Origin of the sequence: Amycolatopsis ruanii (assembly GCF_003385175.1) — a bacterium.
GTDB classification, from domain to species: domain Bacteria; phylum Actinomycetota; class Actinomycetes; order Mycobacteriales; family Pseudonocardiaceae; genus Amycolatopsis_E; species Amycolatopsis_E thermalba.
The window spans coordinates 1-16253 of the sequence record NZ_PQHY01000014.1 but is presented as its reverse complement, the minus strand read 5'-3'; the positions used below and the strand labels follow the sequence as shown (position 1 = coordinate 16253).

The 16253-nt window shown below is 71.4% G+C and carries 10 protein-coding genes; 5 read left to right on the top strand and 5 right to left on the bottom strand.

Features of this window, described 5'->3' with window-relative positions; translation table 11 throughout:
• Window positions 1–558: 558 nt before the first annotated feature.
• Window positions 559–1281 (bottom strand): hypothetical protein, encoded by a 723-nt coding sequence (locus tag D0D28_RS10270; protein WP_116110450.1) that lies wholly within the window; start codon window positions 1279–1281, stop codon window positions 559–561.
• Entirely contained in the window at window positions 1278–2456 is a 1179-nt protein-coding gene (eccE, locus tag D0D28_RS10265) for a type VII secretion protein EccE (RefSeq protein WP_116110449.1), read from the bottom strand. The genes D0D28_RS10270 and eccE overlap by 4 nt, the downstream gene beginning before the upstream one ends.
• Window positions 2457–2947: 491 nt before the next feature.
• Here eccE and eccB point away from each other — a divergent pair, with 491 nt between their 5' ends.
• A complete protein-coding gene (gene eccB, locus D0D28_RS10255; protein ID WP_116110447.1) occupies window positions 2948–4570 on the top strand; it encodes a type VII secretion protein EccB in 1623 nt (540 codons plus the stop codon).
• A 557-nt stretch (window positions 4571–5127) separates the two neighbouring features.
• On the opposite strand, the gene mycP is transcribed toward eccB, so the two are convergent.
• Together mycP and eccD are read right to left on the bottom strand one after the other, a co-directional pair.
• Complete coding sequence (gene mycP, locus D0D28_RS10250; RefSeq protein WP_094003922.1) at window positions 5128–6582, bottom strand: type VII secretion-associated serine protease mycosin; 1455 nt, start codon at window positions 6580–6582, stop codon at window positions 5128–5130.
• 23 nt (window positions 6583–6605) lie between these two features.
• Window positions 6606–7970, bottom strand: a complete 1365-nt coding sequence (gene eccD, locus D0D28_RS10245) for a type VII secretion integral membrane protein EccD (RefSeq protein WP_198958134.1) — start codon at window positions 7968–7970, stop codon at window positions 6606–6608.
• 310 nt (window positions 7971–8280) lie between these two features.
• Between eccD and eccCa the strand changes: the two genes are divergently transcribed.
• From eccCa to D0D28_RS10225, 4 genes are all read left to right on the top strand, one after another.
• Window positions 8281–12291 (top strand): type VII secretion protein EccCa, encoded by a 4011-nt coding sequence (eccCa, locus tag D0D28_RS10240; protein WP_116110446.1) that lies wholly within the window; start codon window positions 8281–8283, stop codon window positions 12289–12291.
• A 52-nt stretch (window positions 12292–12343) separates the two neighbouring features.
• Window positions 12344–14275, top strand: coding sequence for a type VII secretion-associated protein (locus D0D28_RS10235; RefSeq protein ID WP_162831027.1), 1932 nt, complete (start codon window positions 12344–12346; stop codon window positions 14273–14275).
• A gap of 163 nt (window positions 14276–14438) precedes the next feature.
• Window positions 14439–14756 (top strand): WXG100 family type VII secretion target, encoded by a 318-nt coding sequence (locus D0D28_RS10230; protein ID WP_094003925.1) that lies wholly within the window; start codon window positions 14439–14441, stop codon window positions 14754–14756.
• A gap of 66 nt (window positions 14757–14822) precedes the next feature.
• Complete coding sequence (locus D0D28_RS10225; protein ID WP_094003926.1) at window positions 14823–15104, top strand: WXG100 family type VII secretion target; 282 nt, start codon at window positions 14823–14825, stop codon at window positions 15102–15104.
• 50 nt (window positions 15105–15154) lie between these two features.
• Here D0D28_RS10225 and D0D28_RS10220 read toward each other — a convergent pair whose 3' ends face one another.
• On the bottom strand, window positions 15155–15886 hold the full coding sequence (locus D0D28_RS10220) for a DUF4333 domain-containing protein (protein WP_240323149.1): 732 nt from the start codon (window positions 15884–15886) through the stop codon (window positions 15155–15157).
• Window positions 15887–16253 lie beyond the last annotated feature (367 nt).

Genomic DNA, 16253 nt, shown 5'->3' with positions numbered 1-16253 from the left:
AGTGGCCTGGCACTCGGCTGACCGCGGCAGCCCTGCACAACCGCCGCCCGGCAACGCAAGTGGACCGACTACCCCAACCAGACCTCCCCCGCCCCCGATCCACAGCCGGTCTTTGGTCGCCGATCAGGCGTGTCAAGGTACTCTTTCCCGCCTTGACACGCCTGCTCGGCGACTGAAACACAATCAGGCATCGGGGGCGGGGGTGGTCGGAAGGTGACCGTTCGGCGCCGTGAGGCGCTTCCCGCCCGCAGGGCGGACTCCCCGCCTGCCCAAAAGCAAGACTAAAGATCAAAAGATGTCCTCGCCGGACGGGCAGGCTCCGGGATGACGGGGACCGTTGTTGTCTCACCTCGGGTGGGTGGTCGCTGGGTGGTCATCCCGTCGCCTTCCGGTTTGTGTGTATCACTTTGAGCCAGGCCCGCAAGGTTGGCATGTCATCTCGCGTTGGCAGCGGATGTTGCGGGCCTGGCTCAAAGTGATCGTTCCGGTGTCAGGCGACGGGATGACCACCCAGCTCGGGTTGGGTGCAAAGATCAAGGGCACGGCGCTGGCGCGCCGTCAGTCGCCGCGCCTGACTGGGCCCAGTAGTGCCTGCTCCTTCGGTGTGGTGACCAGCCGGAGTGGTCGCCACAGGTTCTGGCCCAGCGCCACCACCTGGTCGTCCTTCAGCGTGGTCAGCTGCCGCATCATCTGGGGTGGCAACCGCCAGATCCGGGCGGCCAGCTCGGCCTGTCCGACGGGCAGGCGCTGCATCAGCACCACGTCCGCGGCGTTCGCGATCGTCGTTGCCTGGGGGTGCAGGTACGGCAGCACGTAGACCGTCGTATGCCAGGGCGATCGCGGCGGGAACAGGTCCTGCGGCGTCGGCCCGCCGTCGGTGACCACGAGCAGCGGTGCGTCCTCCGACGGGCGCGGCAGCTCGACCGGCGAGAGCCGGCGGATGGTCACCAGCGGCGACGGTCGCCCGTTCGGCTGGTTCCCGGCCGCCTTCGGCAGCACCTGCCACGCCGCCGGCCGCCCGGTCGCGATGGTCACCCACGCGCCGACGGCCATCGCCCGCAGCGCCACCTGCCGCGCCAGGTACAGACCACCCACCAGCACGATCCGAGTGGGCGCGGCACGCAGCGCGGAGATCGTCAGCGGCTCGCCCTTCAGCCCCGAGCCGACCACGATCCCGCCGCGGTCACCGGACGGGCTGACCGCGTCCAGCAGCACCTCGCCGGCGACGAACTCGGGCGCCACACCCGTGTTCCGGCCCGGGTCCCGAAGCCGCAGGCTCATGCGGTGCCTCCCATCGGCATGGTCGCGGCGAGCCCGTCGATCTGCAGGCCGCGCAGCGGGGTCAGCGACACACCGACGCGCTCGGCGAGCGAGTTGAGCCGCTCGTCGGCGGTGTCCAGCTCGCGCGGGTTGCGGGCGCTGAGCCGCACCACCCCGCGCAGGCCGACCTTGCCCTCGTCGTCGGCGGGCGAGATGGACATCGCCACGGTCGAGGACAGCGTGCGGACACTGGTCAGGGCGTTCAGCGTGGTGGTGATCTTGCCCTTGGGCCAGCTGGTGATCGCGTAGCTGGCGTGCCCGATGCCGGCCGCGGGCGCGCTGGTCCAGTTCTCCTTCATGCTCACCTTCGAGCCGCCGGCGACCGCCGCGGTCAGCTCCGCGGCCGAGATCCCGGCCCGCAGCAGCTCGTCGGGGCTGAGCGGGCGGGTCGGCACGCCCTGCGACTCCAGGGCGTTGCGCACGCGGGACAGCGCGCCGATCAGGGCGCGGTGCGCGCCGACCACGCCGCCACCGCGTTCCCGGATCGCGGTCGGGCAGCGCCGCGGGTCCAGCCGGATGGCGACCCACGTGGTGCGCCGCGCGGCGGCCGGCAGCGGCCCGAGGACCTCCAGGTAGGACGTCAGCGCGGGCGAGTCCGCGGGCAGCGCCGCGCTGCCCGGGTAGCAGTGCCAGATCATCTGGATGGAGTCCAGGACCACACCGCGGTCCTCCAGGCACGGCGCCAGCGCCGACAGCGGCAGGCTGGGCGCGCCACCGGCCTGCGTGATCAGGGCCGGCGCGGGCTCGACGAGCAGGACCGCGGTCCATGTGCCGTCGTGCCAGGCGAGCCCGACCTCCTGCAGCTCGTGGTCCTTGCCGTGGGCGACCACGAGGTCCGGCACGACGAGCCGCAGCAGGCTGACGCGCACGTCCTCGGGGCCGGTAACGGACACGTCGCCGGTCACGATGGCCTGGGCGTCGGGCTTCGGCGGCGTCGACACCCGGTCGTGGTTCCGGAACGAGTAGCGCAGCGTAAGTCCAACCCATTGGGTGAACCACTGACCGCGCCAGCGCAGGATCGCGATGATCAGGGCGGCGGCGAGCACGCCGATGCCGACGTAGAGCAGCGACTCGTTGATCGCGATGAGGATCAGCCCGATCGCCAGGCCGATCTCCAGCACCACGAGGTTGATCACCGGGACGGGACCGAGCCGGGTGTTCAGCACGCGGCGGCGGGCCGGGGGAGCGACCGGCGCCGGCCGTTCGGCGGGCGGCTGCGCGGGCGGCGGTCCACCCGGACCGCCTGGTCCGCCCGGACCGCCTGGGCCACCCGGTCCACCAGGGCCGCGGCTACCGGGACCACCGGGACCACCCGGTCCGCCCGGGCCTCCGGGGCCTTGTGGGCCGCGCGGTCCGGCGGGTCCTCCCGGCCCGCCCGGCACACCGCCGCGCGGTGGCGGACCCGGCGGACGGCACCGCGGCGGCGGCGAACCCGGAGGCCCACCCGGACGTGGCGGAGTGGTGACGGACATCCGCTCGTTCTTCCCCTCGTACCTACAGCGATCCCGGCAAGCCGGTCGGCCGGGAACCCGACCCTAACCGGAGTTGGGAGAAACCCACACCGGCGGAGTTCCCGTACCGCTATCCTGCGGAACCGTACCGCGACTCGGGGAGCAGTAGGTCGAGAATGCCGTCAACACCGACAACGAAATCGCAAGTTCACGCTTACCAGTTCGTGCTGCGCCGCATGCAGTCCGCGCTGGTCCGGCGTGACTCGGTCATGCTCCACGACCCCATGCGGACCCACGGCAGAGCGACGATCGTGGGGTTCATCCTGGCGCTGCTCGGTGTCGTCGGCTTCGTGATCTTCGGGTTGATCAGCCCGAAGCCCGCCGTGCCGGACTCGGGCAACATCGTGATCGGCAAGGAGTCCGGCGCGATCTACGTGGTCACCGGCAACCCGAAGCAGCTGGTCCCGACCTTCAACCTGGCCTCGGCGCGGCTGCTGCTGATGGCGCAGTCGGGGCAGAACGGCGGTGCCGCGACGGCGGCGGTGGAGCCGTCGGTGGTGCCGGACGACCAGCTCAAGGACATCCCGCGCGGACGGCTGACGGGCATTGTGGACGGTCCGCAGCTGCTGCCGACCACGTCGCAGCGGGTTTCCGACGACTGGGCGGTGTGCGACCAGCTGACCATCCGGGACGACCTGCCCGACCAGGTCGCCGTGCAGCAGGCCACGAACGCGACGACGGTGCTCGCCGGCGTGTCCAGCCCGGGGCGTGAGCTCGGCGACAGCGAGGCCGTGCTGGCCGTGGGCGAGAACGGCAAGCCGTACCTCATCTACCGCCTGGAGCGGAACCCGAACCAGCCGAACGCGAACACGGTGCGCGCCGAACTCGACCCGTCGCGCGCCGGTGTCTACACGGCACTCGGCCTGAACCCGCAGAACGCGCGGCGCATCTCGATCGGCCTGCTGAACGCCATCCCGCAGGTGACGCCCTTCACCCCGCCGTCGATTCCCGGGCAGGGCAACGCGTCGCAGTTCTCCGCGCTGCAGAACTTCAGCCTCTCGGTGGGTGATGTGTTCGCGGTGCCGTTCGCGGACGGCACCAACGTGAACTACGTCATCCTGCAGAACGGCATCCAGCGGGTGTCCCCGGCGGTCGCCGACCTGATCCGGTTCTCGTCCGACTCCAACGCCGCGCCGCGCCCGCAGGAGGTGCGGCCGGACGTGATCAGCAGCATCCGCCAGATCCAGCCCGGTGACGCGGACGCGCTCAAGGTGGACACCATGCCGGCCAAGCTGCCGACGGTCCTGGACCCGACGCAGACGCCGGTGACGTGCCTGGGCTGGAACGTGGTGAACCCCGGCGACCCGACGACGGAGGACCAGCACACGGCCGTCTACGTCGGCACGCAGCTCCCGATCCCCGCCGACGCGAAGCTGATCCAGATCGGCCAGCCGAGCCCGGACGGCCTGAAGATCGACAACTTCTACATGCCTCCGGGCCGCGGAGCGGTCATCCGGTCGGCGACGTCGAAGCAGTCGTTCAAGACGGGCCCCATCTCGCTGGTGACCGACCGGGGCCTGCGGTACGGGGTACCGGACGCGAACACGGCGAACGCGCTGGGCCTGAGCGACCCGAGGCCGGCCCCGGACGCCATCGTGCGCCTGCTGCCGACCGGAGCGTCCCTGAACGTGCAGGACGCGCAGCGGAGCTACGACTCGGTGCCGGTCTCCCCGAACGCGGGCAGCTTCCCGAGTCAGCAGCAACAGGCCGCCGGCGGCACGGGCGCCTCCGGAAACTAGCAGGTCCACTTAGGACGGCGGCCCCTCGCGAAAGCGAGGGGCCGTCTTCTTTTCGAGACCGCCGCCCGGCAACGCAACAGCACCGACTACCCCAACCAGACCTCCCCCGCCCCCGATCCACAGCCGGTCTTTGGTCGCCGATCAGGCGTGTCAAGGTACTCTTTCCCGCCTTGACACGCCTGATCGGCGACTGAAACACAATCAGGCATCGGGGGCGGGGGTGGTCGTAAGGTGACCGTTCGGCGCCGTGAGGCGCTCTCCGCCCGTAGGGCGGGCTCTTCGCCTGCCCAAAAGCAAGACTAAAGATCAAAAGATGTCCTCGCCGGACGGGCAGGCTCCGGGATGACGGGGGACCGTTGTTGTCTCACCTCGGGTGGGTGGTCGCTGGGTGGTCATCCCGTCGCCTTCCGGTTTGTGCATATCACTTTGAGCCAGGCCCGCAAGGTTGGCATGTCATCTCGCGTTGGCAGCGGATGTTGCGGGCCTGGCTCAAAGTGATCGTTCCGGTGTCAGGCGACGGGATGACCACCCAGCTTCGTTGGGTTTTACGGCCCCGGCTAGCTCGCCTTGCGGGTGTGGCGGAGCGTGCGCATCACGAACATCACCACGAGCAGCACCACGAGGCCGCCGCCGGTGCCGGCCAGCGCCACGATCATCGGTGTCCAGTTCTTCGGGGACGCGTCCGGCAAGCCGGACGGCAGCTGCCGTCCCGACTCCGCCGCCAGGCCCTCCTCCGACGGCACGATCGCGGTCAGCGCCGCCACCGGGTTCACCACCCCGTAGCCGGTGAAGTTGTCCCGCCCGCCCTGCGCGCCCGGGTGCTGCGCGGTCACCCGGATCCGGTTCATGATCTGCCGCGCGTTGAGGTGCGGGTACTGCGCGGCCACCAGCGCGGCGACCCCGGCCACGTACGGCGCCGCGAAGCTCGTGCCCTGGATCGGCGTCGCCTTGTCGTTCTCGATCGTCTGGTTCGCCAGCTGCGACGAGCCCTTCGACGGGTCCAGCGAGATGATGTTGGTGCCCGGCGCGGCCACGCTCACCCACGGCCCGTGCACGCTGAACGGCGCCACCCCGCCGGTCTCGTCGATCGCCGCCACCGACAGCACGTCGTCGGCGAACCACGGGGGCGTCACGATCGACCGCGGCCGGTTCGGGTCGGGCTGGTCGTTCTGCGGGCACGTCTCCGACGTGTTGCCGGCCGCGGCCACGACCACGACGTTCCGGTCCACCGCGTACCGCACCGCCGCCTGGATCGCCCGCTCGCCGTCGGTGATCGAACCGTCCGCGGGGCGGCAGTTGTCCACCGACATGTTGATCACGTCGACGTTCAGGTTCGCCGCGCGCACGATCGCCTGCGCGAGCGACAGCGTGGTGCCCGCGCCGTTGGCGTCGTTCTGCTGGCGGCCGCCGGTCTGCTGCCCGCTGGTTCCGCCCGCGGAGTCCGGCTTGGCGTAGTTCTGGCTGGACTGCCGGATCGACACGATCGTCGAATCGGGCGCGACACCGGTGAACCCGATCTGGTCCTGCGGGGTCCGCGCCGCGATGATCCCGGCCACCTCGGTGCCGTGACCGTCGCAGTCGTTCAGGCCGTTGTCGCCGGCCGAGACGTAGTCGCCGCCGCCCTCCAGGCGCGGCAGGTACGGGTGCTGCGTGACCCCGGTGTCGATCACCGCGACCCGGATCCCGCCGCCCGCCGAACCCGTCTTGGCACGCGCGAGCTGCTGGGCCTCCTCGATCTGGAGGTACTGCTGGCCCCACGGCTTCTCGCGCAGCACGACCTCCTTCTGCCCGAGGTCGCGCGTCACGCAGGCGTTCTTCTGCTGGTAGTCGAAGCTGTTGCGGCCGCCGTTGTCGCTCGGCAGGTACCTGGCCTCGAACGGCGGCGGCACCGCCCAGTACCCGCCGGAGCCGGTGCCGCCCGTCTGGGCCTGGGCCGTGCCGGTCGCCAGCACGCCGATCGACGCCGCCAGCAGGACGGTCGCCGTCCGGCCGGGCACACCGAGTCTCCGCACGCGAGTTCCCCCTCGAGTCATGCTCAGCCGAACGAGATGTGGCGCAGCGTGGCGTAGAGGTCCATGACCGCCAGCGCGAGCGGCAGCACGGTGGCGATGCAGATCGCCTCGAAGATCTCCACGGTGCGGCGCAGCGGCGGCGAGAACCGCTGGTTCGGGAACACCACGCCGACCACCAGCGAACCGGCGCCGATGATCACCAGCACCCCGAACACCCACAGCAGACGGCCCATCGGGGTCTGCGTGCCCAGCCAGCCGATCAGGATGCCGGCGCCGGAGACGATCCCGGTGGTCAGCAGCGCGACGGCCTGGCTGCCGTTGGCGTAGGAGCGGGCGCGCAGCAGCAGGACCATCGTCGCGACGGCCGCGGTGAGGATGCCCCACACCCCGGGCGCGGTCGCGGTGATGATCGCGGCGATCGCGGTCGCGCTGCCGCAGCCGATCAGCAGACCGGTCATGTAGTTGTGGGCGACGGCCGTGCGGCGCTCGATCTCGGTGTAGTCCGGGAACGTGGTGTCCTCTTTGAGCTCCTCCGCGGTGCCCGGCACGTGCGGCAGCGGCAGCTTGGCCAGCCAGATCGTCGCGCGCGGCAGCAGCGAGATCAGCGCGAGCGCGCCGGCCGCGGTGCCCGCGGCGATGCCGGGCGCGGGGTGCGCGATCAGGGTCGCGACGGTGAACGCGATCACCCCGATGACCCCGGCCGTGGCGGCGGCGATGAACGTCGTGATGCCCGCGCCCATGATCATGATGGCGACCGCGGCCAGGATCACCACCAGCCCGCTGGCCAGCAGCAGGTTGGCGCGCACGGTCAGCCCGGGCACGGCGTAGAAGCCGGCCACGAAGGCGAACGGCAGGCCACCCGCGGCGGCGATCACCACGCCGGTCGCCTCGGCCTGGTAGGCCTTGGCCAGGGTCGCGCCGACCGCGAGGCACGCGATCGCCGCGACACCCGCGGTGAGCGCGGCGGCGAGGCCGTTGCCGCCGAACAGCGGGCCGCCGAAGAACAGGGCCAGCGCCGCGGTGAACAGGGCCAGGCCGCCCGCGATGTGCCCGATGCGGCGCGCGGTTTCCGTGGTCCACGGCCGGAACGTGTCCGGCTGGGCGTCGGCGATCGCGTCGACCACGTCGTCGTACAGCGGCGGCGGCGGGTTGTCGTTGCGCTTGCGCAGCTGGAGCAGGTCACCGTCGACGATGCCGAGCGAGGCGAGCGTGCGGCTCGGGTCCAGCGGCGCGTCGCCCAGCTTGGCCAGTGCCCAGCCGCCGTGGCGGGCGCCGCCGTCCGGCGACTTCTCCCGGGCCATGTCCAGCAGCATCGGCATCAGGTCGGCGACCGCGACGTCGGCGGGCAGCGCCACGTCGATCCTGGTGCGGGGCGCGACCACCGTCACCCTGCTGAATACCGTCGTGCCCGTTGCCACTTGCCTGCCCCCTACCCGAGAGAATGCTGCGGGCTACTTATACCGAACGACCGTGTCCGCGGCAGCCGCTGCCCGTGAATTCCTGCCCAACGTGCGCCCGCGGATCGTTCCGGACTGTCGGTGGGCGGTCCTAGTATTACTGCACCTGGCTCCGCCTCGGGGGTGGATTCGGGCAATCGGTGCCGGGTTGGGCGGTCTCGGCCTCGGAAGAGGTCGTTGTTCGCTACCGTGTGGGCGCTGGAGGAGCAGGCGAGACACGAGTTGAAGAGGGGACCCTTCGGTGAGCACGCTGCAGTTCAAGAGGTCACCAAGGCTTGCTGCGCCGCGCCCACCGGGCGGTGAGGTCCACCTCGAGCCGCCACCCGAGGTGCCCCGCACGATCCCGGGCAACGTCGTCCAGAAGATGATGCCGGTGGTCATGATCGTGGCCACCCTCGGCATGGTCGTGGTCATGTTCACCACCGGCGGTGCGGCCGCGCGCAGCCCGCTGACCCTGATGTTCCCGCTGATGATGCTCATGTCGATGGGCGGCATGTTCGCCGGCGGCGGCAAGAGCGGCGGGGCCAAGAAGGCCGAGATGAACGAGGACCGCAAGGACTACCTGCGGTACCTCGGGCAGATGCGCGAGCGCGCCCGCGAGGCGATGGCCGAGCAGCGCGCGTCGCTGGAGTGGGTGCACCCGGATCCGCAGGCGCTGTGGTCGCTGGCCGCGAGCCGCCGCATGTGGGAGCGCCGCCAGAACGACCAGGACTTCCTGCACCTGCGCGTCGGCCGCAGCTCGCACCGGCTGGCCACGCGCCTGGTGCCGCCGCAGACCGGCCCGGTCGACGAGCTGGAGCCGATCGCGACGCTGGCGTTGCGCCGGTTCGTGCGCGCCCACTCGATCGTGCCCGACCTGCCCACCCAGATCACCCTGCGCGGCTTCGCGGCGGTGAGCCTGAGCGGCGACAAGGAGCTGACCCGCGGGCTGACCAGGGCGATGCTGGCCCAGCTGGTCACCTTCCACAGCTGTGACGACGTGCTGCTCGCGTTCGCCACCACCGGCCGCGCGAAGGCCGAGTGGGAGTGGGCGAAGTGGCTGCCGCACGTGCAGCACCCGGAGCTGGCCGACGGCATCGGCCAGCTGCGGATGATGGCCGGCTCGCTCGCGCAGATCGAGCAGTGGCTGGACGTGGAGCTGCGCGACCGGCCGCGGTTCTCGCGCAACGCGACGCCGTCGCCGGACCAGCCGCACGTCGTGATCGTGCTGGACGACGCCGAGGTCACCCGCGAGGAGCAGATCATCCTCGAGGAGGGCCTGGTCGGGGTCACGCTGATCGACCTGTCCGACTCGCTGGGCAACCTCGCCGCGCGCCGCGGCCTGCGCCTGGTGGTGGAGAAGGAGCGGGTCGGCGCGCGCAGCGGCGGCGGCATCGAGTGGTTCGGCAAGCCGGACACCTTGAGCGTGGTCGAGTGCGAGGCGCTGGCCCGCAAGCTCGCGCCGTACCGCGTCGGCAGCGCCGCGCAGGAGGCCAGCGAGGACGAGCCGCTGCTGTCCAACCCCACGCTGCTGGAACTGCTCGGCATCCCGGGCGACCCGATGACGTTCGACGTGCAGCAGGCGTGGCGGCCGCGCCCGGTGCGGGACCGCTACCGCGTCCCGTTCGGCATCGGCGAGTTCGGGCAGGCCGTCGAGCTGGACATCAAGGAAGCCGCGATGGAGGGCATGGGCCCGCACGGCCTGTGCATCGGCGCGACCGGTTCCGGTAAGTCGGAGTTCCTGCGCACGCTGGTGCTCGGGCTGCTGGCCACGCACTCCAGCACGACGCTGAACATGATCCTGGTCGACTTCAAGGGTGGTGCGACGTTCCTCGGCCTGGACAAGGCCCCGCACGTCGCCGCCACGATCACCAACCTGGCCGGTGACCTGACGCTGGTCGACCGGATGAAGGACGCCATCGCCGGTGAGGTCGCGCGGCGCCAGGAAGTGCTCGCGAAGGGCAACTACAAGAACGTCTGGGACTACGAGAAGGCCCGGGAGAACGGCGCCGACCTCGACCCGATGCCCGCGCTGTTCATCTGCATCGACGAGTTCTCCGAGATGCTGACGGCCAAGCCGGACTTCATCGACATCTTCCTCCAGATCGGCCGCGTCGGCCGGTCGCTGCAGATGCACATGCTGCTCGCCTCGCAGCGGCTGGAGGAGGGCAAGCTGCGTGGTCTGGACACGTTCCTGTCCTACCGGATCGGTCTGAAGACGTTCTCCGCGGCGGAATCGCGTGCCGCGATCGGTGTGCCGGACGCGTTCGAGCTGCCCTCGATCCCGGGTTCCGGGTACCTGAAGTACGACACGAACACGATGGTCCGCTTCAAGGCGTCCTATGTGTCCGGTCCGTACCGGCCGGCGGGGATGCAGGCGGCCGGGCCGGTCGCCAACGTGGTGCGCGCGGACAAGCGGCCGCAGTTGTTCGTGCCCGACTACGTCGAGCTGCCGCCGGAGCCGGAGCCGGAGCCGGTGCGCGTGGAGGCCGTGCCCCAGCCGCAGCAGGAGGAGGGCACCGAGCCCACCGAGCTGGAGGTCATCGTCGACCGCCTGGTCGGCCAGGGCCCGCCCGCGCACGAGGTGTGGCTGCCGCCGCTGGACGAGTCGAACTCGCTGGACACGCTGCTGCCGAACCTGAACCCGACCGACGACCGCGGTCTGTCGCCGGTGGGCTTCTTCGGCAACGGCAAGCTGCAGGTCCCGATCGGCATCGTCGACCGGCCGTTCGAGCAGCGGCGCGACCCGCTGTGGGCGGACTTCTCCGGTGCGGCCGGTCACGGTGTGATCGTCGGCGGCCCGCAGTCGGGCAAGTCGAACCTGCTGCGCACGCTGATCATGTCGCTGTCGCTGGCCAACACCCCGGAGGAGGCGCAGTTCTACTGCATCGACCTCGGTGGTGGCACGCTCGCCGGCCTGTCCGACCTGCCGCACGTCGGTGGTGTCGCGGTGGCCCGGCGCGAGCCGGACAAGGCCCGCCGCATCGTGGCCGAGCTGAACGCGCTCGCCAACGCGCGGGAAGGCCTGTTCGGGCAGCTGGGCATCGACTCGATGGCCGACTTCCGCAACCGGAAGCGGCGCGGCGAGATCACCCCGGAGCAGGACCCGTGGGGCGACGCGTTCCTGGTCGTCGACGGCTGGCGCGCCCTGCGCGACGACTTCGAGGAGCTGGAGCCGCAGATCACCGCCCTGGCCCAGCGCGGTCTGGCCTACGGGGTGCACGTGATCATCTCGGCGAACCGGTGGGCCGACATCCGCCCGGCGATCAAGGACATGCTGGGCACGCGCTTCGAGCTGCGGCTCGGTGACCCGAGCGAGTCGGACATCGACCGCCGGGTCGCGGTGAACGTGCCCGAGGGCCGCCCCGGCCGCGGTCTGACCCGCGACCGGCTGCACATGCTGATCGGCCTGCCGCGGATCGACGGGTCCAGCGACCCGGAGACGATCGGCGCGGGTGTGGCGGACGCGGTCGCCAAGATCAAGGCCGCGTGGCCGGGCCGCCCGGCGCCGCAGGTGCGGCTGCTGCCGGAGATGGTGTCCTACGAGGACGTGCTGTCGATGGACAAGCAGCGGCACACCAAGCTCATCCCGATCGGCATCAACGAGGACGAGCTGGCGCCGGTCTACCTGGACTTCGACGCCGACCCGCACTTCATCGCCTTCGCCGACGGCGAGTCCGGCAAGACGAACCTGCTGCGGCAGATCACGCGCGGGATCACCGAGCGGTACACGGCCAAGGAAGCGGTCATCGTGCTGGTCGACTACCGGCGCACGATGCTCGGGTTCGTCGAGGGCAACCACCTGCTCGGCTACGCGGTGTCGGCCAACCAGCTGGACGGCATGGTCAAGGACATCGTCGGGTCGATGACCCGGCGGCTGCCCGGGCCGGACGTCACGCAGGAGCAGCTGCGCAACCGGTCCTGGTGGAAGGGCCCGGAGCTGTTCATCGTGGTCGACGACTACGACCTGGTGGCCACCCAGACGTCCAACCCGCTCAAGCCGCTGTCGGAGTTCCTGGCCCAGGCCAAGGACGTCGGCCTGCACATGGTCGTGGTGCGGCGCACGGGTGGTGCGTCGCGGGCGGCCTACGACCCGATCATCGGCAAGCTGAAGGAGATCGCGGCGCCGGGCATCGTGATGAACGGCAGCAAGGACGAGGGCCAGCTGCTGGGCAACGTCAAGCCGGGTCCGATGCCGCCGGGCCGTGGTGTGCTGGTGAGCCGCAAGGTCGGCAAGCAGCTGATGCAGGTGTCGTGGATCCAGCCGGACTGATCGGGACCGTCCTTTCCGGACCGTTCGGACTCGGGCGCCACGGGGGCGCCTCGTGACCCTGCGTGTCGCCGTGGACTTCGGGACGTCGAGCACCTGCGTGGTGGCCGCGTTGAACGGCCGGCCGCCCCAGGTGGTCGTCGTCGACGGGCAGCCGCTGATGTCCTCGGCCGTGTACGCCGCGGCCGACGGCACCCTGTTCGTCGGGCAGGAGGCCGACCGGCAGGCGGCGATGGACCCGTCGCGCTACGAGCCGAACCCGAAGCGCCGCATCGACGAGGGCGAGCTGCTGCTCGGCGACCGCGTCCTGCGGGTCACCGACGTCGTGCGCGCGGTGCTCGACCGCGCCGTCACCGAGGCCCGCCGGCTCGCCGGCAACGCCGAGGTCGACCTGCTCGTGCTGACCCACCCGGCCGACTGGGGCGCGGTCCGCACCCGGCTGCTGCGCCAGGCCGCCGGTGGTCTGGCCCGCGAGGTCACGCTCGTGCCGGAACCGGTCGCGGCCGCGGTGTTCCACGCCGCCACTTTCGCGCCCGAGGAAATCAACTCCGACCGCACCGTCGAGATCAGCAACCGCCCCGGCGCGACGCTGGCCGTGCTCGACCTCGGCGGCGGCACGGTCGACGTGAGCGTGGTGAGCCGCGTTCCCGGGCACCGCGGCGGGTTCCAGGTGCTCGCCACCCGTGGCGACCCGAGCTTCGGCGGCGCCGACGTCGACCAGCTGCTGCTGGAGCACGTCGGCGGTCTGGTGTCGTCGGCCGATCCGGAGGCGTGGCGCCAGCTCGTCGAGGGCCGCGAACTGGCCGACCGGCGCCGCCGCCGGGTGTTGCGGCAGGACGTCCGTGGCGCGAAGGAAACGCTGTCCCGCCACGCCTACACCGACGTCCCGATGCCGCCGCCGTTCGCCGACGCGCACGTCACCCGGGAGGACCTGGAGCGTCTCGTCGCCGCGCCGCTCGGCCGCGCGGTCGAGCTGACCTGCGCCGCGATCGAGGAGGCCGAGCTGCGGCCGAAGCAGCTCAGCGCGATCTTCCTGGTCGGCGGGTCCAGCCGGATCCCGATGATCTCGCGGCTGGTGCACGAGCGGACCGGGGTCGTGCCGACCACTTTGGACCAGCCGGAGACGGTCGTGGCCCGCGGCGCGCTGCTCGCCGTGCAGAAGGCGCCGTCCGCGCCGCCGCCGCGGGTGCCGGCCCGGCAGCTCGCCGACCAGCGCACGGAGGTCGTGCGCAACCCCAACGTGCCGCGGCCCGGGTTCTCGCCCCGGCCACCCACCCCGCCCGGCGGGTTCAGCGGCCCCGCCGTGCCGCGGCAGGCGCCGCACGGGGTGCGCCGTCCGCCGCCGGGCCCGCCGCGCCCCGCGCGTCACAGCCCGGCCCCGCACGGTTCGGGGCCCAGCTCGCCACCGCGCGGGATCCCCGCGCCGCCGGCCCGCGTGAAGCCGAAGCTGCCGTGGATCATCGGCGGTGCGGTGGTGCTCGTCGCGGCCGCGGTCGGCGGGCTGCTGCTGGCGCTGAACGCCGACGGGGAGCCCGAGCAGCCGCCCGGGAAGGTCGTCGCGCAGTACCACTACCAGTTCACCGCGCCGCAGGACTGGACGCAGACCGGTGGCGATCCCGATCTGCGGGAGACGCTGATCAAGCCGGACGACGCGCAGCAGCAGTTCGACTCGGTGTCGGTGCAGGAGCACCCGCTGTCCTACGACGCGTCGGCGGATCCCGACCGGCTGGTGGGGGAGTTGCGGTCGCAGATCATGGCCGCACCGTCGCAGTACTCCGGGTTCGATCCGGACGCGACGTACGCCGGCCGGAACGTCATCTTCTACCACCAGGTGCTGCCCGGACAGAACGCGTCGATCGACTGGTACGCCTTCGCGCAGGGCAAGGTCCAGGTGAACGTCGGATGCGTGTATGCGAACGAGAACGCGCGCCAGCGGGTCGACGGCGCCTGCACCCAGGTGATCAAGACGCTGAACATCAGCGCGTGAAATCGCTCGCCCACTCGTCCGGGTGAGCGCGGCATTCACTCTCGCAACTACTTCGGGGAAGTGCGGGACAAGGCGGAACCGCCCATGGCAAGGTCGTCGTCGTAGGTCCGTAAGGCGGTTGGGATCGTTACGGACGACACCACGACGAAGGGGGTAGTTCCTCATGGCAGGCGGCTTTGAAGGGGATCCGGCAGAATTTGCGGCCGCGCACCTGAAGGTGTCCGAGGCCAAGCTGGCGATGGACCAGAACCTGATGCAGCTGGCCAACAACATCGCGGCCACGCAGGCGGGCTGGACCGGCCCCGCGGCCAAGGTGTTCCAGGAGGTCATGGACGCGTTCGCGCAGAAGTCGGCGAAGCTGAACGACGCGCTCGAGCACATCGGCGAGATGCTGAAGTCCTCCGGTGTCCAGTACGAGGTGCAGGACCAGGAAGTCAACCAGCAGCTGAGCTCGCTCCAGGCCGCTCTCGAAGGCCTGTGACCGCGGCCCGAGCGCCGTTTCTCCACCTGACTTCCCAGACCAGAGAGGACAATCATGTCGGGCCCGATGAAGGTCGATTACGCCACGATCCACCAGGCAGCCACGGACTGCAACAAGACCGGTGGCGAGCTGGAGAACCTGTTCACGCAGCTGAAGTCGGATCTCGCTCCGCTGACCAACTCCTGGACCGGTGACGCGCAGCAGGCGTGGCACGACCGGCAGGAGGAGTGGAACCGCGCGCTGGAGGACATGAAGGCCCTCCTCGCCCGGATCGCCACCGCGCTGCCGCAGATCGCCGACGGCTACCAGGCGACCGACACCGGCATCACCAAGATGTTCGGCGGCTGATCATTTCCCGAAAGGGCCCCGGCTGGTTGAGCCGGGGCCTTTTGCGTTCGTCAGCGCGGCATTCCGACTTCGTACTGGGCCTGGTCGTTGAGTACGCGGACGGTCACCTTTTTCGGTTGCCCGGCAACGGTGACGGTGCATTCGAACGTGGTTCCCGTGCGGACGGGCTGGTCCTCGGGGCACTGGGCGTCTCGGACATCGCCCTCGCCGAAGTCCTCGCGGAGGATCTTGAGGACCCCGTCCTGGACGGCGGTCTGGTCGAGGGTGTCCCCCTGGAACGCGCCGAGCAGCCAGGCGCCGGCCCCACCGGCACCGAGCAGAACAACCACGGCGAGCCCGATCAGGAGCGGCTTGGTGGAGCGCTTGGGCTTCTCCGGAGCGAACGCACCAAACCCCCCATAGCTCGGCTGCCACTGCCCACCCTGCTGGGGCTGGGACCCGCTGGCCGGGTTGTGGGCGGAGTGGTTCGGGCCTGGGGTGGGGTAGGGCTGGGCTGCTTCGCCGGGCTGCCACTGCCCGCCCTGCTGGGGCTGGGACCCGCTGGCCCCCTGCTGCCCCCACGCCTGCGGCACTGGCCCGCTCGGCGGACCCGCGACGGACCCGGCGCCGCCCGGGCCGGGTTGCTGGTTCCAGGGTTGGGGCACCGGCCCGCTGGTGGGGTTCGGGTTGCCCGGGTGGCTCCACGGTGCGGCGGTGGGGCCGCTCACCGGGCCCGAGGAGGCGCCGTGCTGTCCCCACGCCTGCGGCATCGGCCCCGGCTGCTGGCCCCAGGCCTGCGGCATCGGCCCGCTCGTCTCGCCTGCTTGGGGCCCGGGCTGCGGTGCGGGCCCGCCGACCCCCTGCTGGCCCCAGGCCTGCGGTACCGGCCCGCTCGTCTCGCCTGGTTGCTGCCACGGCTGCGGCGCGGGCCCGCCGGCTCCCTGCGGCACTGGCCCGCTCGTCTCGCCTGGTTGATGCCAGGGCTGAGCTGCGGGTCCACCAGCCCCCTGCTGCCCCCACGCCTGCGGAGGCCCGCTCGCACCCGCCGGCTGCGTCCACCCGTGCGGCGCTGTCCCACCAGTCCCGGGCACTCCGTACCCGCCGCCCGGCATCGGCTGCGGCCCCTCCGGCGCCCCCGCAGGCCCCGCCGACCCCGAAGACTCCGAAGAC

What these genes read in the sequence shown, in the direction of transcription:
- D0D28_RS10220 (WP_240323149.1), bottom strand. Translation starts at nt 15,886, where the DNA reads ATGCCGCAGGCCTGGGGCCAGCAGCCGGGGCCGATGCCGCAGGCGTGG.
- D0D28_RS10225 (WP_094003926.1), top strand. Translation starts at nt 14,823, where the DNA reads ATGAAGGTCGATTACGCCACGATCCACCAGGCAGCCACGGACTGCAAC.
- eccB (WP_116110447.1), top strand. Translation starts at nt 2,948, where the DNA reads ATGCCGTCAACACCGACAACGAAATCGCAAGTTCACGCTTACCAGTTC.
- D0D28_RS10230 (WP_094003925.1), top strand. Translation starts at nt 14,439, where the DNA reads ATGGCAGGCGGCTTTGAAGGGGATCCGGCAGAATTTGCGGCCGCGCAC.
- D0D28_RS10270 (WP_116110450.1), bottom strand. Translation starts at nt 1,281, where the DNA reads ATGAGCCTGCGGCTTCGGGACCCGGGCCGGAACACGGGTGTGGCGCCC.